At 32.6% G+C, this 22,112-nt stretch carries 24 protein-coding genes, 1 pseudogene and 1 other annotated feature; of the genes and pseudogenes, 1 reads left to right on the forward strand and 24 read right to left on the reverse strand.

The annotated features are described in order from the left end of the window. Nucleotides 1-4: 4 nt before the first annotated feature. The 11 genes from ruvB to LQ668_RS01135 all read right to left on the reverse strand — a co-directional run bounded on the left by ruvB (nucleotide 5) and on the right by LQ668_RS01135 (nucleotide 6,999). Complete coding sequence (gene ruvB, locus LQ668_RS01085; protein WP_404932019.1) at nucleotides 5-985, reverse strand: Holliday junction branch migration DNA helicase RuvB; 981 nt, start codon at nucleotides 983-985, stop codon at nucleotides 5-7. Nucleotides 986-1,013: 28 nt separating this feature from the next. Continuing rightward, a complete protein-coding gene (gene ruvA / locus LQ668_RS01090) occupies nucleotides 1,014-1,604 on the reverse strand; it encodes a Holliday junction branch migration protein RuvA (protein WP_107509059.1) in 591 nt (196 codons plus the stop codon). Nucleotides 1,605-1,618: 14 nt separating this feature from the next. Then, nucleotides 1,619-2,080 (reverse strand): ACT domain-containing protein, encoded by a 462-nt coding sequence (locus tag LQ668_RS01095; protein ID WP_078356452.1) that lies wholly within the window; start codon nucleotides 2,078-2,080, stop codon nucleotides 1,619-1,621. Between the two features lie 12 nt (nucleotides 2,081-2,092). Next, the gene (obgE, locus tag LQ668_RS01100) at nucleotides 2,093-3,382 is read right to left on the reverse strand and encodes a GTPase ObgE (protein WP_078356451.1); all 1,290 of its coding nucleotides are present in this window, start codon (nucleotides 3,380-3,382) and stop codon (nucleotides 2,093-2,095) included. Nucleotides 3,383-3,384: 2 nt separating this feature from the next. Further along, nucleotides 3,385-3,915 carry a Spo0B domain-containing protein gene (locus tag LQ668_RS01105; RefSeq protein WP_119634246.1) on the reverse strand — a complete coding sequence of 177 codons (531 nt, stop codon included), beginning with the start codon at nucleotides 3,913-3,915 and terminating at the stop codon, nucleotides 3,385-3,387. A 104-nt stretch (nucleotides 3,916-4,019) separates the two neighbouring features. Beyond that, nucleotides 4,020-4,304, reverse strand: coding sequence for a 50S ribosomal protein L27 (gene rpmA / locus LQ668_RS01110; protein ID WP_016911519.1), 285 nt, complete (start codon nucleotides 4,302-4,304; stop codon nucleotides 4,020-4,022). Between the two features lie 10 nt (nucleotides 4,305-4,314). Further along, nucleotides 4,315-4,635 carry a ribosomal-processing cysteine protease Prp gene (locus LQ668_RS01115; RefSeq protein WP_016911518.1) on the reverse strand — a complete coding sequence of 107 codons (321 nt, stop codon included), beginning with the start codon at nucleotides 4,633-4,635 and terminating at the stop codon, nucleotides 4,315-4,317. Between the two features lie 3 nt (nucleotides 4,636-4,638). Continuing rightward, nucleotides 4,639-4,947 carry a 50S ribosomal protein L21 gene (gene rplU, locus LQ668_RS01120; protein ID WP_016911517.1) on the reverse strand — a complete coding sequence of 103 codons (309 nt, stop codon included), beginning with the start codon at nucleotides 4,945-4,947 and terminating at the stop codon, nucleotides 4,639-4,641. A 12-nt stretch (nucleotides 4,948-4,959) separates the two neighbouring features. Next, nucleotides 4,960-5,034 (reverse strand) — a sequence feature (ribosomal protein L21 leader region). A gap of 59 nt (nucleotides 5,035-5,093) precedes the next feature. Beyond that, the gene (gene mreD, locus LQ668_RS01125; protein WP_078356449.1) at nucleotides 5,094-5,597 is read right to left on the reverse strand and encodes a rod shape-determining protein MreD; all 504 of its coding nucleotides are present in this window, start codon (nucleotides 5,595-5,597) and stop codon (nucleotides 5,094-5,096) included. Then, nucleotides 5,597-6,454, reverse strand: coding sequence for a rod shape-determining protein MreC (gene mreC / locus LQ668_RS01130; protein ID WP_078356448.1), 858 nt, complete (start codon nucleotides 6,452-6,454; stop codon nucleotides 5,597-5,599). The genes mreD and mreC overlap by 1 nt, the downstream gene beginning before the upstream one ends. A gap of 101 nt (nucleotides 6,455-6,555) precedes the next feature. Next, nucleotides 6,556-6,999 (reverse strand): DUF4930 family protein, encoded by a 444-nt coding sequence (locus LQ668_RS01135; protein WP_107509057.1) that lies wholly within the window; start codon nucleotides 6,997-6,999, stop codon nucleotides 6,556-6,558. Between the two features lie 145 nt (nucleotides 7,000-7,144). On the opposite strand from LQ668_RS01135, the gene LQ668_RS01140 reads away from it, so the two are divergent. Further along, complete coding sequence (locus LQ668_RS01140) at nucleotides 7,145-7,291, forward strand: hypothetical protein (RefSeq protein WP_191092288.1); 147 nt, start codon at nucleotides 7,145-7,147, stop codon at nucleotides 7,289-7,291. A gap of 71 nt (nucleotides 7,292-7,362) precedes the next feature. Here LQ668_RS01140 and LQ668_RS01145 read toward each other — a convergent pair whose 3' ends face one another. The 13 genes and pseudogenes from LQ668_RS01145 to LQ668_RS01205 form a co-directional block, all read right to left on the reverse strand. Next, entirely contained in the window at nucleotides 7,363-7,638 is a 276-nt protein-coding gene (locus tag LQ668_RS01145; protein ID WP_078356446.1) for a hypothetical protein, read from the reverse strand. 44 nt (nucleotides 7,639-7,682) lie between these two features. Continuing rightward, nucleotides 7,683-7,847, reverse strand: a pseudogene (locus LQ668_RS01150) (JAB domain-containing protein); the annotation flags it as partial. Nucleotides 7,848-8,016: 169 nt separating this feature from the next. After that, nucleotides 8,017-8,634 (reverse strand): CadD family cadmium resistance transporter, encoded by a 618-nt coding sequence (locus LQ668_RS01155; protein ID WP_099482189.1) that lies wholly within the window; start codon nucleotides 8,632-8,634, stop codon nucleotides 8,017-8,019. Between the two features lie 79 nt (nucleotides 8,635-8,713). Next, nucleotides 8,714-11,128, reverse strand: coding sequence for a cadmium-translocating P-type ATPase CadA (locus LQ668_RS01160; protein WP_107509056.1), 2,415 nt, complete (start codon nucleotides 11,126-11,128; stop codon nucleotides 8,714-8,716). Beyond that, nucleotides 11,121-11,486: an ArsR/SmtB family transcription factor gene (locus LQ668_RS01165; protein ID WP_000159127.1), complete on the reverse strand. Its 366-nt coding sequence runs from the start codon at nucleotides 11,484-11,486 to the stop codon at nucleotides 11,121-11,123. Before LQ668_RS01165 ends, LQ668_RS01160 begins: the two co-directional genes overlap by 8 nt. Nucleotides 11,487-11,723: 237 nt before the next feature. Continuing rightward, nucleotides 11,724-12,101, reverse strand: a complete 378-nt coding sequence (locus LQ668_RS01170) for a DUF6262 family protein (protein WP_001041908.1) — start codon at nucleotides 12,099-12,101, stop codon at nucleotides 11,724-11,726. Between the two features lie 6 nt (nucleotides 12,102-12,107). Continuing rightward, nucleotides 12,108-14,000 (reverse strand): site-specific integrase, encoded by a 1,893-nt coding sequence (locus LQ668_RS01175; protein ID WP_107509055.1) that lies wholly within the window; start codon nucleotides 13,998-14,000, stop codon nucleotides 12,108-12,110. Further along, on the reverse strand, nucleotides 13,997-15,082 hold the full coding sequence (locus LQ668_RS01180) for a tyrosine-type recombinase/integrase (RefSeq protein ID WP_107509054.1): 1,086 nt from the start codon (nucleotides 15,080-15,082) through the stop codon (nucleotides 13,997-13,999). Before LQ668_RS01180 ends, LQ668_RS01175 begins: the two co-directional genes overlap by 4 nt. Before the next feature lie 118 nt (nucleotides 15,083-15,200). Continuing rightward, nucleotides 15,201-15,761 (reverse strand): RadC family protein, encoded by a 561-nt coding sequence (radC, locus tag LQ668_RS01185; RefSeq protein ID WP_237687670.1) that lies wholly within the window; start codon nucleotides 15,759-15,761, stop codon nucleotides 15,201-15,203. Beyond that, the gene (locus tag LQ668_RS01190; protein WP_078356444.1) at nucleotides 15,751-16,476 is read right to left on the reverse strand and encodes a prepilin peptidase; all 726 of its coding nucleotides are present in this window, start codon (nucleotides 16,474-16,476) and stop codon (nucleotides 15,751-15,753) included. The genes radC and LQ668_RS01190 overlap by 11 nt, the downstream gene beginning before the upstream one ends. Before the next feature lie 180 nt (nucleotides 16,477-16,656). Then, complete coding sequence (locus LQ668_RS01195) at nucleotides 16,657-18,054, reverse strand: YfcC family protein (protein ID WP_107509053.1); 1,398 nt, start codon at nucleotides 18,052-18,054, stop codon at nucleotides 16,657-16,659. Between the two features lie 122 nt (nucleotides 18,055-18,176). Then, nucleotides 18,177-19,436 carry a bifunctional folylpolyglutamate synthase/dihydrofolate synthase gene (locus tag LQ668_RS01200; protein ID WP_107509052.1) on the reverse strand — a complete coding sequence of 420 codons (1,260 nt, stop codon included), beginning with the start codon at nucleotides 19,434-19,436 and terminating at the stop codon, nucleotides 18,177-18,179. Between the two features lie 8 nt (nucleotides 19,437-19,444). Beyond that, nucleotides 19,445-22,075 carry a valine--tRNA ligase gene (locus tag LQ668_RS01205; protein ID WP_107509051.1) on the reverse strand — a complete coding sequence of 877 codons (2,631 nt, stop codon included), beginning with the start codon at nucleotides 22,073-22,075 and terminating at the stop codon, nucleotides 19,445-19,447. Nucleotides 22,076-22,112 lie beyond the last annotated feature (37 nt).

The following is a 22,112-nucleotide window of genomic DNA, read 5'->3' on the forward strand; positions in this document are numbered from 1 at the left end:
TTTCCTAATGCTTTTTATACTCGAAGTGATCATAACTAATTGCAGTAGCACGACGACCACGAGGTGTTCTTTCTATAAAGCCTTTTTGTATTAAATACGGTTCGTAAACATCTTCTAATGTAATACGTTCTTCACCAATTGTTGCAGCTATTGCATCTAATCCAACCGGTCCACCTTTATAATTATTCAAGATACATTGCATAATTTTATAATCTATATGGTCGAGACCTTCTTTATCAACTTGCAATAAATCAAGCGCATGCTTCGTTATATCTATTGATATAGACTGATTACCTTTAACTTGAGCAAAATCACGAACTCTACGCAATAATCTATTTGCTATACGTGGTGTACCTCTACTACGTTTAGATAGTTCATTGGTACTTTTATCGTCTATCTCAACATTGAAAACTTCTGCAGTACGTTTAATAATTTCTTCTAAGCTTTTATCATCATAATATTCTAATCTCAAATGAACACCGAAACGATCTCTTAAAGGCGCTGATAAACTACCTACTCTAGTAGTTGCACCGACCAATGTAAATGGCGGCAAATCAATCCTAATACTTCTCGCTTCTTCACCTTTACCTACAACAATATCTAAGAAAAAATCTTCCATAGCAGGATACAAAACTTCTTCAACTACTCTACTCAGACGATGTATTTCATCTATAAATAACACATCTCCAGGTTGTAAAGCAGAGAGAATTGCAGCTAAATCTCCTGGTCTTTCAATTGAAGGACCACTCGCAGTTCTTAAGTTTACATCCATCTCATTAGATATAATATGAGCTAAAGTTGTTTTACCTAACCCTGGTGGTCCATAAAGTAGACAATGATCTAAAGGCTCTTCTCTTAATTTTGCAGCTTTAATAAAAATATCTAAATTAGATTTAATATTATGCTGACCTATATATTGACTTAAAGTGTCTGGTCTTAACGACAATTCATTTTGGATATCATCGTTATGTTCATGCTCATCCATTAATCGCTCATCCAAAAAATCACCCCATTTACTGAATAAGTAATGCTAAACCTCTTTTAACACATGCATCGACTGTATCAAATGATTCTTTTTCTAGACCTTTTTTAACTTTACTTAATTCACGTTTTGAATAACCTAAAGCTTCTAAAGCTAATAAAGCTTCTTCTAACAAGTCGTTATCTGAATGACTATTATTAGAAAATAGCTCTGACTCTTCGGTAATTATTAATTTTCCTTTTAAGTCTAATATAATTTGTCTTGCTGTTTTCTTACCAATTCCAGGGAATTTAGTTAAATAAGCTTCGTTCTCATTTTCAATAGCAATTGCCACTTCATTTGGTGTGCTAGATGCCAAAATAGCTAAAGCTGATTTAGGTCCTATCCCAGTAACTTTGATCAAACTTAAAAACATATCTTTCTCTTCAAGATTAACAAATCCATACAATAATTGAGCGTCTTCACGAACAATTAATTGTGTATATACTTGTGTTTCTTGATCCAGTTTTGACTGAAAACGATATGAATTTGGTGTTTGAATTTCATACCCTATACCATTCGTTTCTACAACAATATGTGACGGATATAACTGTGTAACTTTTCCCTTAATATATGCATACATTTAAATAACTTCCTTTACATGCTCATTCCGATGACTTCTACTTCATCTACATACGGACTTTCTTTTATTGCATCCATTAGTTCATCTAATGATAATTCAATATTTGTTGCATTTAATGAAATTGTAATAGTTGCTCTATTTTTCATTGGTAAGCTTTGATGAATCGTAAGAACAGAGCCTTTAACTTCAGCAATTTTATTTAAAACTGTAGCAAGCATACCAATTTCATCTTGCACATATAAAATTAAAGTTAAATTCCTCGTCTGTTCTTCCAATCTATCTATAGGAAATATCGTATCTTTATATTTATAAAACGCACTTCTTGATAAATTAAATTCTTTAACTGCATCATAAATTGTTAGATTGTTATTTTTTAATAACGCATTTTTAACTTTAATAGTTTTTTGAACAGATTCTGGTAAAACATCTTCTCTAATTAAATAAAACCTTTTTGTTGATTCATTTGATTTTTTCAATTGGAACACGCCCTATTCGACAAATTCAAATTCTCCACCTAATATTCTAACTATATCACCATTTGATGCTCCACGTTCTCTTAATGCATCATCAATACCCATTGAACGCATTTGTCTTGCAAATCTTCTTACAGCTGCATCACGATTAAAGTCAGTCATCTTGAATAATCTCTCTATAGAGTTACCAGATACTACATATGCTCCATCATCATCTCTTGTAATTACAAAATGATCTCTAGATTTCTCATGTTTATATACAACTCTATGAACACCAGTTTCTTCTTCAACACTATCAAAATCCATGCCTTCTGTTTCATCCAGTAAATCTGCAATTTCATACAATAACTGGTCAACATTTTTTCTAGTAACAGTACTTATTGGAAGTATTTTGACATCTTCTTCTAACTGTTCTTTAAACATGTCTAATTGTGTCTCTGAATCAGGTAAATCCATTTTATTAGCTACAACAATTTGTGGTCTTCTAGAAAGATTCTCGTTATATGATTTTAATTCTCGATTAATTGTAACATAATCATCATATGGATCTCTTCCTTCCATTCCACTCATATCAATAATATGAACGATTACTCTCGTTCTTTCAATATGTCTTAAAAATTGATGTCCTAAACCGACACCTTCTGATGCACCTTCAATTAAACCTGGTAAATCGGCCATTACAAATCCTCTACCATCATTTGTTTGAACGACACCAAGATTTGGTTTAATCGTTGTAAAATGATATGCACCAATTTTCGGTTTAGCTTTAGATACTATAGATAGTAATGTAGACTTACCAACACTTGGGTAACCTACAAGCCCTACATCTGCCATTAATTTAAGTTCTAATGTGACTTCTAGCTCTTCGCCTGGTTCACCATTTTCACAGAAATCTGGTGCGGGATTACTAGCAGAAGCAAACCTTGAATTACCTCTACCACCACGTCCACCTTTTGCGACTGTAGCGCGTTGACCATGTTCAACAAGGTCAGCTAAAACTTCTTCATTTTCAATATTTTTAATAATTGTACCAGGTGGCACTTTTAATATTAAGTCATCTGAGCCACGACCATGCATGTTACTACTTTGACCATTTTCACCTTTTTCTGCTTTAAACTTACTTTGGAATCTAAAGTCTAATAAAGTACGTAAACCTTCATCTACCTCAAATATAACGGAAGCACCTTTACCACCGTCACCACCAGCTGGACCACCAAATGGAACATACTTTTCACGACGAAAAGCAACTAAACCGTTACCACCATCACCAGCTTTCAACGAAATCTTGACCTGATCTATAAACATGTTTACACCTCTAATTCATTTATATTGATAAAAAATTCTATTTCTTTTGCATTATCGTTTCCTGATAAAATTTCAAAATTATAATCGGAAAACATTGTATTTAATTGATTGTCATTTAACGTCAATTCATTAAGAAATACATCCAAAATGACAAATTCTTCTTCTACATTTAAACATAATCTTATTTGAATATCATCTTGTTGACTTTTAATTATTGTTTTTAAATATTGGTAAATTTCCAATAAAATGTTGTCTGCTAATTCTAGATTGTTCTGATAATAGTTATGATTTGAGCATTCAATTTCAAATGTCCATTTAGAGCCTGACGTAGATATTTTGTGTTCAAATACTTCACGCACAAATTTTCTACAAGGTGCATTTAAAAACAACTGTTCTTGCTTTAAATCTTTGTATAACTCATCAAGTAATGAATTAACCTCTTCATCTTTGCCTAACTGTTTATATGTATATAACAATTGGAATTGATTCACAAAATCATGTCTCGACTTTAAATACACATCTAAATTATTCATTTTATCACCTATATTATCAATATTCATAACATTAATTATAACATTATCACTATACGATTAAAAAAAGAAACACCAGAAAAAATTCTGGTGTCTCAATATAGTGATTATTCAGCAGCTGCGTATACAGATACTTTCTTTTTGTCACGACCAAAACGTTCGAATTTAACAACGCCGTCGATTTTAGCGAATAATGTATCGTCTCCACCGCGACCTACGTTTTCACCAGCGAAAACTTTAGTTCCACGTTGACGATATAAGATAGAACCACCTGTTACGTATTGACCGTCAGCACGTTTAGCACCTAAACGTTTTGATTCAGAGTCACGTCCGTTTCTTGTAGAACCTACCCCTTTTTTCGATGCGAAAAATTGTAAGTTTAATTTTAACATGAGTTACACCTCACTTGTAATTTAGTTTAATATATTGTCCATATTCTTCTTCAATTGTCTTCAAAGAAATTATGAGACCTTGTAATAATGTTTGTGCTTGTTCATTTTCTAAGTTTACACTACGTATATGAAAATATCCACCGTCGTCACTGTAATCTATATCAGGTGTTTCATCAGTTAAGCCAATGATTGCATTTGTTGCACCAAAGACGACTGCTGAAGCTCCAGCACAGACTAAGTCTTTGCCATATTCACCTGAATCAGCATGTCCAGACATCTCAACATCTGTAACTTGCCCTTCTTGATTCAAACTAATATCTACATTAATCATTGCTTACGCGTTGATTTTTTCGATAGTTAATTTAGTGTAAGGTTGACGATGACCTTGTTTACGTTTGTAGTTTTTCTTTGCTTTGTATTTGAAAACAGTGATTTTTTTACCGCGTCCTTGTTTTTCAACTTTAGCAGTAACTGAAGCACCTTCAACAACAGGTGATCCAACTTTAACTGAATCTCCACCTACAAATAATACTTGGTCAAAAGTGAATGAATCACCTTCATTTACGTCTAATTTTTCAACCCAAATTGTTTGACCTTCTTCTACTTTAACTTGCTTTCCGCCAGTTTCAATTATAGCAAACATACTTGCACCTCCTAATTTTTTAAGTCACGCCATTCATAGGTGACATTCGTACTTTATATACCTATGATCGAGCGGTTGTATGTAGCCTGAAACTACTCAACTTCAATAGATTACCACCTACAGCCTATGATGTCAATATTCTTTAACTAATTTGTATTTCTTTCTAATAATTTTAGAACAAACGGAAAAATTATGATTAAACAAATTAAATTAAAGAAAACTGTTGGTATAAATCTAAATAGAATAATTTGGATAATATTAATTGAAGCAATTCCTAAAAATCCATAAAAAATCATTACCCATATTTCTAACAACACAACTGAACATATTAAAAGTATTACCATCATTAATATGTCTCTATAAAATACTTTGAATAATTTATCCATCATTATTACAAAAATAGTATAGCCAAATGTATATACCCCGTATATGCCACCAAAATAAATATCAGTGAATATTCCAGTTACGATGGCTAAAATTATTGCTACTTTAGGATTTTTGTACACTGCAATAATTAATAAATATAAAAATGTTAATCTTGGTACGACTATAAATGTTTCATTAAAGACATTTATTGGAGATAGACGCGTTAATATGATATCTAAATAGAATAATATAACGCCAATTAAAGGAATAACGTAAAATCTCATTATTCCTCACCACTTTCTTTTGAAGAAGGTATTGTTTCCGGATCTCTCTTCGCAACGTATACGTGGTTCAAGTCTTTAATGTTTGTAGATGTTTTTATGTATGCAACTTTAGATAATCCATACTCATCATTTTCTACCTTTTCAACTTTCCCAACTAGTAGTCCTTTAGGAAGCTGATCGCCTAAACCGTTTGTAACTACTTTAGATCCTTTTTTTATATTGTATTTATTATCTATATCACTGATAACTAATAAATCTTTATCTTCATCATATCGATTTATCATACCGAAAATATTTTCTTCATCTTGTTGAATATCGACTGATAGTTTACTTGTCTTCACGCTAGTAGATATTAACTCTACTTGTGAAGAAAATTGATTAGCTTTTTTAATTCTTCCAACTAAACCTTCACTCGTAATAACAGCCATATTTTCTTTCATTCCACTTTTTTTACCTTTATCAATAATGATTGTATTCATCCATTGATCAGGACTTCTACCAATAACAGTCGCTGAAATTGGATTAAACTGTGAAATATCTTTCATATCTAACTCTTTTTTCAATGATTTATTTTCTTTTTCTAATCTTGCTTTATCAGCTTTAATTTGGTCTGTACTTTTAACTTCTTCTTTTAATTTGTTGATGTCTTCATCCGATGTGAAGATATTTGAGAAAAAGTCTGATACAAAAGTAACTGGATAAGAGATAATTCTTCCACCAAAAGAAGATGTATCACTCGCATATTGTTCACTAAGCGATGCTGATTGTGCTCTCACTGAATAACCAACTATTACAATTAATAAGACCATAGAAATAAGAAAAAACATTAATTTATTATTTTTAAAAAAATTCGACAATCTAAACACCTCTTAATCTTCAAATGTCTAAATAACAATGATATTACTATTTTAGCTTACAGTTCACTTTAAATAAAGTGAGAGACCGTCGAAATTAAAAATTAATATGAAGTTTTTGGTAATAATTTTATATCTGAGTTCATTTCACTTAAATCATTAATTAAATCTTGCTCAGTTTGATACACATACATTTTCGATTCACCAAACTTATACAAAATATACTCAGTACCACGTTGACCAGCTACATAATCGTCATCGTAACCCATACGCTCTAATCCCGAAACATCCATAAATTCGCTTTTATTTATCCATTTAAATGCATGCTTTGTTTGACTTAAAGGAACATTTTGTAACAATGGATTGTCTTCTACTTCATATGTAGCATTTGCTCGTTGTGGCGCAATTTCTTCAGTTTCTTGATTATCACTATTTTCAAATGGATTCAAATCGCTAATAGCAGGAACATTTCTGTACACAATTACGACTATAATTACAATTGCCAATAATGCTAATAAATTTCTAATTAACCTAAATAACCATCTCAATATTATAGACACCTCTCATTCATATATATTATACAAAAATATAATATAAATCATCATCGGGCTTTGGACTGAACTCTATAATCATTCTGTAGTCTGATGTATTTTTATCAATTCTCATATATAATCTCATTAAGAGGTGAAAATAATGGAATTAATATATATATTCTTAGCTATCTTGTTTTTAATTATCTTTTTCCGATTTTTTGTTGGGTTACTAAGAGTTGTCATAAAATTAGCTATTATTGCTTTAGTAATTTACTTCATATATCAAGGTGTTCTTTACTTTATGTGACCCTTAATGAATATCACTTGATTTTTATTAAAGAAGAAGCCGAGACAATAATTTGTCTCGGCTTCTTCTTTTTATTTATTTAGTAATTTTTTTAACAAGAATAAAGTAAGTGATACTAAAATACCCCACACTATGCCTGCACCAATTGATCCAAGAATAACACTAAATGAAAGTGATGATTCACTATTTGTTAATGTAAGTAATATTGATGAAAGAAATACACCTATAACACCTAATGCCATTATAATTCCATAGTCTTTTTTTACAATCGCTCTTTTCTTTCGTTGAAAAATAGATATTATGAATAACAATGGTAAAACAACTAAAATAAATGTAATGATTTGCAAATCAAAAACTCCTGACTCATTTTTATTTATATTATACCATTGTATCATTCATAAACATCATTAATTTCTATGTCTTCACGCATAATATAATCATTTTCAAAAATACTTATAAATTCTCCATCCCCAATAATGATATGATCAAGTAAATCTATTCCCATTAATTCACAGCAATATAGAATTCGTTTAGTCGTTTTAATGTCTTCTATAGATGGTGTTAAATCTTATCAAGAGTAAATTATGAAAAAAATGGTTTAAATCAATGTTCTTACTTTAAGTACATGTGTTTAACGTAAATGATAATTAGTTAAATATAAAAAGGTTATCCCAATCAATAGGATAACCTCTTTATACTTTACTTTATGGTTTGGTTTCGCCACTTCAAAGAAGAAATGAAATCAGAGCATTGAATGTTCCATTTTCAAACAATATATAAATACCTAGCCCAATGAATACAATTGGTACAATCCAACGTTCATATTTCTCAATTGTTTCCGATATAAAATCGAAGGAAGCTAGACGGTAACTGACATAGCACAAAACTCCAACCATAATTAGAAAGACAATAGTGACAATAAAGATTTCAGACATACTTAAGGTCGTGAAGTACGGTATATAAATGGAAAAGTCATCCGCACTGGAAGCCAATACGATGAAAGTCATCGTCAAAAATAACTGATTAAATTTTCCAGAGGAGAATAAGGATAAAATGCTACTTTCATCTTCATCCTCTTCTCCTTTAATCCATATTTTCACGCCTAGGTAAAGTGGTAAAAGTCCAAGTAGTCCGATAACCCATTGCTGAGGAATTAAATTTACAACCCCCTGTGCAACTAAAAGACTTGCTCCTATCACAATTGCAGTCCCTATATATTGTCCTATCCAAATATGTTTTACCTGACCTTTTTTTATTTGCGAAAACAAAAGAATTAATATGACGAGATAATCAATTCCTGTTGCTACATATACCGCAGTAGCCGTCAGTATCGTCGCGATCATTTTATCATCTCCAATATTTTAGGGATAGGACTTTTCTTCAAAATGAAAAGTCCTTCCGTAAATTGCACACATATAGTACCTATTTATCCTTCACTCTCATCAGTCGCAAACTATTTAATGCTACCAAAATAGTGGCTCCCATATCGGAAAGAATCGCAATCCAAAGGGTTAGCCAGCCTGGAATAACCAATAGTAAGGCAATTATCTTAATTCCGATGGCAAACGTGATGTTCGCTTTGATGATATTTAGCGTTTTCCTGCTAAGTCTTACTGCAAATGGAAGCTTACTTAAATCATCTCCCATTAATGCAATATCAGCTGTCTCGATGGCAGTATCTGTTCCAGCACCGCCCATTGCAATGCCAACAGTGGATGCAGCAAGTGCAGGAGCATCATTGACGCCATCGCCAATCATAGCTACATTACCATGCTCGGCTTTCATTTTTTTAATATAGTCCAACTTATCCTGTGGCATCAATTCGGACTGAATATCAGAAACGCCTACATGAGCACCGATTGCTTCTGCGGTACCTTGATTATCACCTGTCAGCATAATTGTTTGCTTGATTCCTAACTGATGAAGTTTTTGAATCACATTTTTACTTGTTTCGCGGACCTCATCTGCTACAGCAATCACGCCGAGGATTGTTTGGTCCGTTCCAATAATCATGGCCGTTTTCCCTTGGTTTTGTAAAACTTTCACTTTATTTTCAAACTCAAGGCTAAAATCGGAAACATTTAATTCTTTAAAAAGCCTTGGACTGCCAATGTAATAGGTTGTTCCATCTATATTCCCTTGAATGCCCCGACCTGTAATAGAAGTGAAGTCCTTCACTCTAACATCGGAATAAGTAATATTATCTTGCTCTGCTTTCTTCATTATTGCTGAAGCAAGTGGATGTTGTGATCGATATTCTAAAGCTGTAATAATGGAAAACAGCTCTTTTTCTTCCACTTGATCATTTAACACTTTAAAATCTGTTACCACTGGTACACCTTTTGTCAGTGTTCCTGTTTTATCAAATGCGATTGCCTTAATGGCTCCTAATTCCTCTAGATAGACACCGCCTTTAATCAACACACCTTTTTTAGCTGCATTTCCAATTGCCGAGACAATCGAGATTGGAGTAGAAATAACTAATGCACACGGACATCCAACTACAAGTACCGCTAATCCTTGATAAACCCAAGTATCCCAACTTCCACCAAAGAATAAAGGTGGAACGACTGCAACGAGCGCCGCAATAACCATAATGATCGGCGTATAATATTTCGCAAATTTATCTACGAATGCTTGCGCTGGAGCGCGCTCCCCTTGTGCTTCCTCAACCAGATGAATAATCTTGGAGATAGTTGTATCCTCTACGTATTTGGTGATTTTTACTTCAAGTAGTCCCTCTTCGTTAAGCGTGCCTGCAAATACTTCATCATCTACCGTTTTGGCAACAGGGACAGATTCTCCTGTTATAGCAGCCTGGTTGACAGCCGACACACCATTTATAATGATCCCATCCATGGCAATTTTCTCCCCTGGTTTGACGATCATAATATCACCCACGGCAATATCGTCCACATGGATCATTATTTCCTGACCATTCCGCCTAACAAGTGCTTCTTTTGGGGCAATATCCATCAATGAACGAATGGACTGTCTTGCTCTATCCATAGAAAAACGTTCAAGTGCTTCACTGATTGCAAAGAGAATGACAACAATGGATGCCTCTGCCCATTCACCAATGATGGCAGCTCCAATAACTGCAACGGTCATCAGGGTTTTCATGTCGAAATCAAAGCGTATCAAATTTTGAAAACCAACTTTAAATAGTGAATATCCGCCAATTACAATCGAACTTACAAATAACATGGACGTTACAAGGTTATCTTCTCCATTTACAAAGTGAGAAAGGTAACCAAAAGCAATCAGTAATGTGGCAAACAGCAATGTGCTGTGTTTTTTATAAAACGGTATTTTCTCTTCTTTAGGAGCCTTAGTGTCTTCTTTGACCGATTGTATCGATGGATTCGACAGTTTTTCAGGAATTACCTTAAGATTCTCGAAAGCACCTGCTTTTTCAAGCTCTTCAACCGATGCGTTTCCATATACATCAATTTTAGAAGCGCCAAAGTTCACTTTTGCATCCTGAACTCCAGCTAGTTGTTTTACATTTTTTTCAAACTTCCCAGCACAGTTTGCGCAAGAAAATCCCTCCACACGGTAAACATTTTTATCTTCTGTTACCACTGGTTCGACCCTTCTTCTAGCCTTCTCTGGTGCCACTTTAAGATTCTCGAAAGCACCAGCCTTTTCCAGATCTTCAACGGTTGCACTGCCAAAGACATCAATTTTGGAAGCTCCGAAATTGACTTTAGCATCATGCACCCCTGATAGTTCTTTTACATTTTTTTCAAACTTCCCAGCACAATTCGCACACGAGAAACCCTCCACACGGTAAACCTGTTTATCTTCTGTTAATGTTTTTGTTGAACTATCCAATACTAGCAACCTCCCTTTGATGCAAGAAAGCTTTTTCTACAAGCTGTTTAACATGCTCATCATCTAGTGAATAATAGACTAATTTTCCTTCTTTACGGTATTTTGCTATACCTAAATTTTTCAATAATCTTAAATGATGGGATGCCGTAGCCGTTGAAGATTCAATGATATTAGCTACATCACAAACACATAACTCTCCCTCTAAAGACAAAACATAAGCAATTTTAACTCTTGTATCATCTGATAGAGCCTTAAAAACTTTCGCTACATCCATAGGATTCTGTTTAGCAAGGTCTTTTTTAGCCCTGTTTACCTTATCTTCATGAATATAGGTAACTTCACACATATCTTTTGTCATAATTACCCTCCTTATTCAAATGACTGTTTGTTTGATGATTATAATATATCCCACTATAAACAAATAGTCAAATGATTGTTTGAATGATATATAATTAATATTAAAAAGGATTGGTTTCTAATGTTAGAAACCAATCCTTTCGGAGATTTTAACCAAATTTTAAAGTATCTTAAACATAACTGCCCCGTTAGTTTAAGTGCATCCTTTCACAATCTGTCTACAGATTAATAATAAAAACTACTCTTTATTATACAGATCTCCATATAATTTTTGAATTTGGTTCTGTAATTTTTTATTTTCTTTTTCTAATTCCATAACTCTTCTTTTTAAGGTTTTTATAAGGATTTCCTCCGAACGAGAACTTTTCTTGGGTTTTGAGACTACATTTGATGTTATTTGACGCTCACGAAGGGATTCGATTCTTTGCCTAATATCGTGTTCCTTATAAAGCCATGATTTAGAAACATTAGCTTCCTTTGCTATTGAATTAAAATTAATAGCTTTACCTTCAATCGAAAATTTAGAAATCGCTTTGTCTACTTTTTCTCTTGTCTTTTGTGATTTCTGCTTCGCCAAACGTACAATTTCTGTTGTATTTCTAACTTGTTTATTCATTGATAATTACCCCGTTAAACTTCCAATGATTTGTTCTAAACGCTCTTTAACACGGCTATTAGTCTCTATTTGTCTTTGCCATTGTTTATCCTTTGCTATGGTTAATAACTCTTCTGTACGCTCTAACTGTTCTTCGTGCTGTGGTAAGAATTGCTTACTGGTACAGAAGTGAGTGCAATCTAAGCATGCATTCGCATGTGGACAACCACCTGCTATTACTGGCAATCTACAATAACCATTTGGAAGCACTTGTGCATTTATATTTTTCTTGAACCATTGAAGCTCTACATCATCGACTTCACTATCATCATCTAGATTGAGCACATCTCCATTATTGGTAACCAGTTTTTCTTGAAATTTAGTAAATTCATTTTTTAGAGTTTCATCAAAGATATGAGCGTATCTGCTTGTCATTTCTGGGCTTTCATGTCCCAAAAATTTCTGCACAATATGCTGGGGCACCCCGTTGTTAATCATTCTTGTTCCTACTGAATGGCGAAAGGCATGGGCATGGAATCTATAAATCTCGCCTAATTTATCCACTATATTTTGCTCATAAGCTAATTTATTTAATTCGCCTCTAAATGTTTCTTGTTTTAATGGCGATCCATCTTTTCTTGGAAAGAGGTATTCACTATCTGGAAATTCCTCTGAAACTTTATCTTCCCGAACTTTAATAAGTAAAACTACCTCTTTAGATATTGGAACTATATGCTCCTTTTTCATTTTCCATTGATAATACTTTAAAAAGTAATCTCCATCTTTGTCCTCTAATAAACAGCCTTTTTTCAAGGTGCACAATTCACTTATCCTCATTCCACATTCTTGAACAATCATAGTCATCGTAGCTATATATTCGGGTAATTTATCAAGATGACTGTTCAATTGCTCTAGAACGAATTCGTCTATAAAGCGAGGTTTTGCTCTTGGTATTGTCGGATAGTCCTCGGGATAAATTAATAATTTGGAAGGAACATCATCCCATTCTAGCCTATGAAGGGTACTAAATAGTCCTTCCAATATAGAGATCCTCCCAGTTATTGTACTAGGTTTTATCCCCATCATGTTTAGTTCACTTAAATATGCTTCAATTTCCACTCTCGTTAATTGGTGTACTCTCTGAACGTGTTTAAACTTTATGTCCAGAAAATTAAAGAACTCTTTAAGTTTTTGGGCAATATCACTTACATAGGAAAAGCTATCCATGTTCAATCTTAACTTACAATATCTTTTTACAAGCTGTTTAAAATATGTATTCCGAAACCCTTTAAAGTTAATTGTATATTCATATTGTGTTGGGTTAACCTTATCATCTGGCAAAGGTAAGTTTCGTCTATCCCAAACGTCTTTATCCCACTCCTCTCCATCAAAATAAAAATCCTCATAAAACTCAATAAATTGTTTAAGATTAGTAACATAGTAAGAATTAGCTTTTACAGGTGTTTTTTCTTGATTAGCAGTAATCTTATAATTAGTGGTGGTAATTCTAACACCCTGTTTTGTCAAATATGTTCTATACTCCGTCATTGCTTTATCAATAGGAACTTCAGTAATTGAAGTAATGCTGGGATACTTTAAATCTAAAAAATCCAACATTTTATTAATTACTGTTCCTTTTCTAATCCAGACAGTTTTTGCATTCCATATTCCATTGTTTAAATGGTAAAAATAAAAATATTTCAATTCTGTTCTTAACCACAGATTTTTAACACGTTCAAAACGAACCCAACGATTTCTTAAAGCAGGATTCTTACTTAATTCTATGGCAGAAGGATGTGGACATTTTCTTATATCCCAACTATTATTAGCCCAAAACCCTTGCATTTCTTCATTCATTACAGCTATTTTTTTGCTGATCTCACTCTGACTGATAATTTTCCTTTTACTAGAAGCATTCATTTCTTATGCTCCTTTCTCTCAAGGTATTTATTAAACTCATTTTTCATATCCTGATCTGAAAGATGAACGTAGGTATTTAACGTTGTCTGAACATGTGCGTGACCTAATCTCTTTTGAACGAACGCAACATCCCATCCTTCCCTAATTAGCTGCGTTGCGTGAGTGTGGCGAAGCATATGCGATGTAAATTCTATTCCAGTCCTTTTAACTATTCTTCTAACTAGATCAAGAACACTTTGGTACTTTAGTGGTTTCCCAAAATAGCCTTCTTTTAAGGAAATAAAAACATAGTCATGCTCCAATTCCTCACTATACTCATATACCAAGTAATCTGTATAAAGTGACATCAGTTCTTTACTCACATGTATTGTTCTTTCCTTCCTTAATTTAATATAAGCTTCATTAACATTAACATCTCTAGGTGTTAAATGAATTTGATTGTCCCAAGTGGCAATATCTTCAAGCCTAAGCGATAACACTTCACCGATTCTTAAACCACCTTCATACATAAGCATTAAAATTAACTTATCTCTTTTCGTATGACAAGCGTCAATAATTTGCTTAACTTCCTCTGCTGTCAATGTTCTTATCTGTTTCTTTTTAACCCTTAACTTTAAGACATTCTTTTGGTATCTACCCTTATTAACATGATGTAAAAATCCTTTGAAGTTTCTTCCCTTTGCTTGTTTAAATACATCAATTGATTTAAATTCTCCTAATCTACTTAAATAATCAAGAAAACTCATAACGGCATTTAAAATTGTATTCACTGTCGTTTCTTCTCTTATGGCTTCTTTTGGCTGAAGATCAATTACATTATTTGCTGTTGGATATCTCAACCAACCTACGAAGTCTGCTAACAACTCAAAGTTAATATCATTAAGAATAACGCCTCTCTGTTCCATGAACTCATACAGCAACTTTAAATGATAGCAGTATGCTTTAATGGTATTTGGAGACTTACCAGTGTTATCTAAGTATTTAATAAATTTCATTACTGGTTCAATTAGCTGGTATTCTTTATCTAGTAATAAATACAATGGATACGGCTTATTCTCCACTTCCATCCTTTGAACCCTCACACGCGCCCCCCTCTTTAAACACTTTAAGTACTACAAATTATAAACCTTGTTAATTTTTATTTAAAGTAAAATCTCCCTTTAACATCTCCTCCTGAACTACTTTAACTACTATTATTTATTATACTATGGTTAATGGATCTCCGCTCGGATGATTATGAGCTATTACAATGGATGCCGCCGAATGTTTGATTGCCTCTCTTAATAAATCTCTCGGATGTACTACTGCCATATTCAAAGAACCTATAAATATAGATTGTTCATGTATAATTTGATTTTTAGTGTTTAATAGCAACGCAACAAAGTGTTCTTGCTTTAAATATCTTAGTTTCTCCATCAAGTAATTTGCTACATCTTGTGGCTCATTTATTTCAAATTTATCCAATACTGTATTACTATGCATTCTTTTAGCTAATTCAATGACAGCTAAAATAGTAATGGCTTTAGATTCTCCTATTCCATTTACTGTTAATAATTCAGGCAAAGTAAGGTGCCTTAATTCTCTAGTGTTCTCTACTAAATTTAACACTTTATTTGCACATTCTAAACTCGAATATTGTTTACTACCAGAATTGATGATTATTGCCAATAACTCTCTATTAGTTAGTTTATCCGGACCATAAGATTTTAATCTTTCTCTCGGTTTATCTTCGTGTTGTAAATCTTTAATTTTAATGACCATGTAAGCCTCCTAAAAAATAATAATTAAGTTGATGATTAAAAATCAAAACAAATAGTGTAGAAACTGTGATAAAAGGAACTAAAGGAACTTTCTTCATAAGATTTTTACAAGCACAAGAATAAAGTAAGACGAAAATTCCTGCAATAATGAACGTGAACATAAACATTAATAAAAATTGAGAATTGGATAGTATAATACTTAATAAAGAAAATAGTTTTATATCACCGTATCCTATACTTTTATTAGAAATAAAATAAACACAATGAAGTAAAAACAGAATAAGAATTGATAATAAAAAACCTTTCAACGACATATCAAAAAGCACTAAAGCTGTTATAAACATTATAATTAATACATGGTTAGGAATAATATAGTGCTTCATATCATAAATAGATAAAGGGATTAAAAATATGACTAAGAAATAATATAATAGAGGATCAAACGGTGTATTGCATATTAGAGGTATTAAAAAAAGTGTTCCTAGTATAAGTTCACATAAAAATAAATCTAGAGATATCCTACTCTTGCAAAATCTACATTTACCTTTTAAACATAAGTAACTGATAATTGGAATAAGATCTCTAAACAAAATATTTTTACAACAATTCTCACACTTAGAACGACTATGAAACATATTATAATTTATGTTTGTTGTACTTGTGAGTTGATACATATAACTAGCTAAAATTGCCCCCAACAAAAAGAGTAAAGCCATTATTTCATTCTCCTTTTTTGATATATATATAAATATACCAAAACAACTCGTTAAACGTATAACTACAGTTTTTGAACTTATGAGTATGCCATTATAAACATTAAAATATTATTCATAAAAAAACTTGAAAAACTCTATGTAATAACATGAGTTTTTCAAGTTTTGTAATATTTATAAAAGTTAAAAACCTAATCCTAAAGCAACGAATATTCCAGCCATACATATAACAACCCATAGTACTAATAACTTCCATATAAATTTCACCCATTTAGTATAAGAAATTCCGGCAACAGCCAATCCACCCATTAAAGAGGCGGAAGTTGGGAATATACTATTACTCACTGCGTCTCCATATTGGAAGGCAAGTACTGCCATCTGTCTATTAATACTTAATAAATCAGAAATCGGGACCATAAGTGGCATAGTTGTCATTGCTTGGCCCGATCCTGATGGTATAAAGAAGTTTAAAATCATTTGAATAACGAACATCATACCAACCGTAATACTAGCTGGTAAATCTTGAATGGTGTTTGTTAAATAATACACTATAGTATCTATAATTTTACCATTTTCTAATACGACAACAATTGCTTTAGCAAATCCTACAATTAAAGCACCGAACAAAATAGATTTCATTCCTTCTACTAAAGCATCAAAAGTTCCATTAAACCCTAGACCACCGATAAACCCTGCTAATAAACCTGCTAATAAGAAATTAGCACTCATTTCATTAAAGGACCATCCGAATGTAAAAATACCAAATACGTTAAAACAAATTGCAGCGACTAGCAAAATTAAACAAAATGATTGTCGTTTTGTAAATCTGCCAATCTTAGGTTGGTCAGCAATATTATGTTGTTCTTCTTGTTCTAATTCATATACTAAACTTTTCTTTGGATTTTTCTTAACTTTTCGAGCATATAACATTACATAAATGATGCCAACAATCAATACACATATATAAATGATCGTTCTAAATTGCCAGCCTGAAAACAGAGGAATTTCAGCGATTTTTTGTGCGACTCCAACCGTAAATGGATTGAGCATGCCTCCTAGAAATCCTGCTGCTGCCCCCATTATAATCATTGCTGTACCAGTCATCGCATCATACCCAACTGCTCTTGCGATTGCTATACCTATCGGAACAAATATAATAGTTTCTTCAGCCAATCCAATAGAAAAACCGAGTAATGAGAAAATAAACATCGTTAGAGGAATCATAAATTTGCCGTTTTCCCCTAACTTGTTCATTGCAGCATTTACACCATTTGTAATAGCGCCAGTCTTATGTATAATACCAAAAGCGCCACCTACTAGAAATATGTAAAAAATAATATCCGCGCCACTAATTAAACCTTCAGGAATCGATCTAAAGATTTCTAAAAATCCAGATGGTTGACTGTCTACTAAATGATAAGTACCTGATACAACTTCTTCTCGATCATTTACAGTTTTACGTTCAAATTCACCTGAAGGTATTACATAAGTTAGCAAGCAACTTATCGCAATAATAAATAGTAAAATCGCATATGTATGAGGATTTTTGAATTTTATTTTCTGTTTATTGTTTTCTTTCATATAATCTCCCCTTTAGTAATATATATTACTCATACCCTATTTTTCAGAATATAATGAATTTTTACACAAAAAAAAGATAACGACATTTTTCATTTTGTCGTTATCTTTTAACTCATTTATTATTAAACAAACAATTTTCTTACTTCACTTATAAAATACAAACTACCGGTTATAACAAGTAATTCACCATCATATTCATCGATAAAGCTATTATAATTTTGAATCTTTTCAATGTGATCATGTTCTAAGTAATCATAAACTGCATCTATTGGTAATGCTTTTGGAAAATCAAATGTCGTTACATAGAATCTGTTCGCTACGTCTTCTAAACTGTTTAACATTTTTCCAATAGGTTTTCCTTCAATAGCTGCAAACAATACGTCAATTTTTTTATCAGAATAATACTGATTCAAAGTATTAACTAACGCATCTATACTTTCTTTATTATGAGCACCATCAATTAATATGAGAGGCTGATCTTTAACTTTTTCAATACGGCCTGACCAAGTCGTATTCTCAATGGCATCTATCATTTTATTAAAGTCTAATTGTATAATCCCTCTTTGAAACATTTCAATGAGCGTTGTAATTGCAAGTGCAGCATTTTCATGTTGATGTTGACCAATCATTTTTAGTTGAATATTTTCAAGTTCATAACTTTCATATCTGTAAGTAAATTCAGCATCATCAGAAATAACATGAATATCTCTATCTAATTCTAAACCTTTATTATAATTAGTTTCTACAACTTCACGCACAAAATGTAGCGCATCTTTAGGTTTAATTGAATAAACAAGAGGTACACTTGGTTTAATTACACCAGCTTTTTCCCTAGCAATATCTATATAAGTTTCACCTAATATATTTGTATGGTCTAAACCGATACTTGTTAATACTGTCATAATTGGTTGGAATACATTAGTTGAATCATTTAAAGCTCCTAATCCTGCTTCAACTAAAACAAAATCAACAGGGCGTATAGATCCAAAATATACAAACATAATTAATGTGATAATTTCAAATTCTGTAGCTGGTCCTAAATCAGTTTCAGTTTCAAGTCTTTCTGAAATTGGTTTAACTATTTGAACTAAGTCAACTAATTCATCGTTAGTTATCGGAACACCGTTAATGCTTATTCTTTCATTAAATGTAACGATATATGGTGAAGTAAAAGTACCAACTTCATAATTATTTGCTACAAGTGCATTTCTTAAATAACTGACTGTTGATCCTTTACCATTCGTACCTACTACATGAACTGCTTGAATATTATCTTCAGGATGGTCCAGTTTACTGAGCATCCACTTCATTCTTTTAACACCTGGTTTAATACCAAATTTAGTTCGTTCGTGTATCCAGTGTAAACTATCTAAATAATCCATTAGCTTTCCTAGCCTTTCAATTGTTCAATTCTAGCTAGTACACCATCATATTTTTCTTGATAATTAACTTTTTTATCTTTCTCTTCGTTAATAATCTTTTCAGGTGCATTAGCAACGAACTTCTCATTGCTCAATTTTTTATTAACACGATCTAATTCTTTTTGCCATTTATTAAGTTCTTGCTCAAGTCTTTCTATTTCTTTGTCCATGTCAATTAATCCTTCTAATGGTAACACCACTGTAGCACCAAATACAACTTCAGTCATCGCTTTTTCAGGTATTTCTATAGAAGTATCGATAATTAACTCACTTGGATTACAAAAACGCATTAAGTAATCTTTATTATCTAAAAGTTGCTCTTTAACTTTTTCGTCTTTTGCTTCGATATGAATTGGCACTTCTTTAGACATCGGTGTATTCACTTCACGTCTAGCTTGTCTTACAGATTTAATAATTTCAACTAACAGTTGCATTGAAACTTTACTGTTTTCATTTGATAATTCTGGTTTAACTTCTGGCCATGAAGCGTTTATGATTGTTTCTCCTTCATGAGGTAGAGCTTGCCATATATGTTCAGTTACAAATGGCATTAATGGATGTAACATTCTCATTGTTTGATCCAGTGTGTAAGCTAATACTGAACGCGTCATTTGTTTTTTAGACTCATCTTCACCATTCATTGGTATTTTACTCATTTCAATATACCAATCACAGAACTCATCCCAAATAAAGTTATAAAGTACGCGACCAACTTCACCAAATTCATATTTATCACTTAAATCTGTAACATTTGCTATAGTTTCGTTTAATCGTGTAAGAATCCATTCATCAGCAACAGATTTTTCACCTGATAAATCTATATCTTCAAACTTAAATGATTCACCAATATTCATAATACTAAAACGAGAAGCATTCCAAATCTTGTTGATAAAGTTCCAAATAGCTTCAACTTTTTCAGTAGAATAACGTAAATCGTGTCCAGGTGATGAACCAGTAGCTAAGAAGTATCTTAAGCTATCCGCACCATATTCGTCTATAACATCCATTGGGTCAACACCATTACCTAATGACTTACTCATCTTACGGCCATCTTCAGCTCTTACTAAACCGTGTAACAAGACATCATTGAATGGTTTTTGTCCAGTAAATTCAAGCCCTTGGAAAATCATTCTCGATACCCAGAAGAAAATAATATCATAACCTGTAACTAATGTGTTAGTTGGATAATAACGTTTAAAGTCTTCATTGTTTTCGTCTGGCCATCCTAATGTAGAAAATGGCCATAATGCAGAACTAAACCATGTATCAAGAACGTCTTCATCTTGAGTCCAATTTTCAATATCTTCTGGCGCTTCTTCTCCTACATATGTTTCACCTGTCTCGTTATGATACCAGGCTGGAATTTGATGACCCCACCATAGTTGTCGAGAAATTGTCCAGTCGCGGATGTTTTCCATCCATCTATTAAATGTACCTTCAAATCTGTCTGGAACAAAATTAATACGATTTTCAGTATCTTGGTTATCTAAAGCTTGTTTAGCTAGAGGTTCCATCTTCACAAACCATTGAGTAGATAAGTAAGGCTCAACTACTGCCCCACTTCTTTCTGAATGGCCAACTGAATGCTCATGTTCTTCAACTTTAATTAACTCTCCAGTTGCTTTTAAATCTTCAATTAATTGCTTACGGCATTCAAAACGATCTAAACCATTATATTTACCAGCAAGCTCATTCATTGTACCGTCTTCATTCATAACGTTAATTTTTTCTAGTTGATGTCTTTCACCAATTTCGAAGTCATTAGGATCATGAGCAGGTGTTACTTTCATTGCTCCACTACCAAATTCAATATCAACATAATCGTCACCAATGATTGGTAATTCACGACCAATAATTGGTAAAACAACAGATTTACCTATTAAGTGTTTATATCGATCATCGTTTGGATTAACAACAATTGCAGTATCTCCAAGCATCGTTTCAGGACGTGTTGTTGCTATTTCAATAGCACCTTCTCCTTCTTTAAACGGATACTTAATATGATAGAAATGCCCTAATATATCTTCATGTATAACTTCTATATCAGAAATTGCTGTTTTAGTTTGTGGATCCCAGTTAATAATTCTTTCTCCACGATATATCAAACCTTTATTATACATATCAACAAACACTTTTTTAACTGCTTGTGATAATCCTTCGTCTAATGTAAAACGTTCACGACTATAGTCTAAACCTAAGCCTAACTTAGACCATTGTGCACGAATAAAGTCTGCATATTCTTCTTTCCATGACCAAGCATGTTCAAGGAATTTTTCTCTACCTAAGTCATGTCTAGTCAATCCTTGTTCTTTTAATTTGCCTTCAACTTTAGCTTGGGTTGCGATACCTGCATGGTCCATACCAGGTAAATACAAAGTATCATACCCTTGCATTCTTTTCATTCTAGTTAAAATATCTTGTAAAGTTGTATCCCATGCATGACCTAAATGTAGCTTACCAGTTACATTTGGAGGCGGAATAACAATCGTATACGTTTCTTTGTCTTTATTTTCACTTGGTTTAAAACAATCATTTTCTAACCAATGTTGATAACGGCCTTCTTCAACCTTTTTAGGGTTATATTTAGGTTCCATTTCCATTATTTATCACTCCTTTTTAATATAAAAAAACCCGTCC

It is taken from the genome of Mammaliicoccus sp. K-M42 (genome assembly GCF_022386375.1).
GTDB lineage: Bacteria > Bacillota > Bacilli > Staphylococcales > Staphylococcaceae > Mammaliicoccus > Mammaliicoccus fleurettii.

What these genes read in the sequence shown, in the direction of transcription:
- rpmA (WP_016911519.1), bottom strand. Translation starts at nt 4,304, where the DNA reads ATGTTAAAATTAAACTTACAATTTTTCGCATCGAAAAAAGGGGTAGGT.
- LQ668_RS01195 (WP_107509053.1), bottom strand. Translation starts at nt 18,054, where the DNA reads ATGAAAGAAAACAATAAACAGAAAATAAAATTCAAAAATCCTCATACA.
- mreD (WP_078356449.1), bottom strand. Translation starts at nt 5,597, where the DNA reads ATGAGATTTTACGTTATTCCTTTAATTGGCGTTATATTATTCTATTTA.
- LQ668_RS01155 (WP_099482189.1), bottom strand. Translation starts at nt 8,634, where the DNA reads ATGATCGCGACGATACTGACGGCTACTGCGGTATATGTAGCAACAGGA.
- ruvB (WP_404932019.1), bottom strand. Translation starts at nt 985, where the DNA reads ATGGATGAGCATGAACATAACGATGATATCCAAAATGAATTGTCGTTA.
- LQ668_RS01205 (WP_107509051.1), bottom strand. Translation starts at nt 22,075, where the DNA reads ATGGAAATGGAACCTAAATATAACCCTAAAAAGGTTGAAGAAGGCCGT.
- LQ668_RS01190 (WP_078356444.1), bottom strand. Translation starts at nt 16,476, where the DNA reads ATGGCTTTACTCTTTTTGTTGGGGGCAATTTTAGCTAGTTATATGTAT.
- obgE (WP_078356451.1), bottom strand. Translation starts at nt 3,382, where the DNA reads ATGTTTATAGATCAGGTCAAGATTTCGTTGAAAGCTGGTGATGGTGGT.
- LQ668_RS01170 (WP_001041908.1), bottom strand. Translation starts at nt 12,101, where the DNA reads ATGAATAAACAAGTTAGAAATACAACAGAAATTGTACGTTTGGCGAAG.
- LQ668_RS01105 (WP_119634246.1), bottom strand. Translation starts at nt 3,915, where the DNA reads ATGAATAATTTAGATGTGTATTTAAAGTCGAGACATGATTTTGTGAAT.
- ruvA (WP_107509059.1), bottom strand. Translation starts at nt 1,604, where the DNA reads ATGTATGCATATATTAAGGGAAAAGTTACACAGTTATATCCGTCACAT.
- LQ668_RS01200 (WP_107509052.1), bottom strand. Translation starts at nt 19,436, where the DNA reads ATGGATTATTTAGATAGTTTACACTGGATACACGAACGAACTAAATTT.
- LQ668_RS01175 (WP_107509055.1), bottom strand. Translation starts at nt 14,000, where the DNA reads ATGAATGCTTCTAGTAAAAGGAAAATTATCAGTCAGAGTGAGATCAGC.
- LQ668_RS01165 (WP_000159127.1), bottom strand. Translation starts at nt 11,486, where the DNA reads ATGACAAAAGATATGTGTGAAGTTACCTATATTCATGAAGATAAGGTA.
- LQ668_RS01115 (WP_016911518.1), bottom strand. Translation starts at nt 4,635, where the DNA reads ATGATTAATGTAGATATTAGTTTGAATCAAGAAGGGCAAGTTACAGAT.
- LQ668_RS01140 (WP_191092288.1), top strand. Translation starts at nt 7,145, where the DNA reads ATGGAATTAATATATATATTCTTAGCTATCTTGTTTTTAATTATCTTT.
- radC (WP_237687670.1), bottom strand. Translation starts at nt 15,761, where the DNA reads ATGGTCATTAAAATTAAAGATTTACAACACGAAGATAAACCGAGAGAA.
- rplU (WP_016911517.1), bottom strand. Translation starts at nt 4,947, where the DNA reads ATGTTTGCTATAATTGAAACTGGCGGAAAGCAAGTTAAAGTAGAAGAA.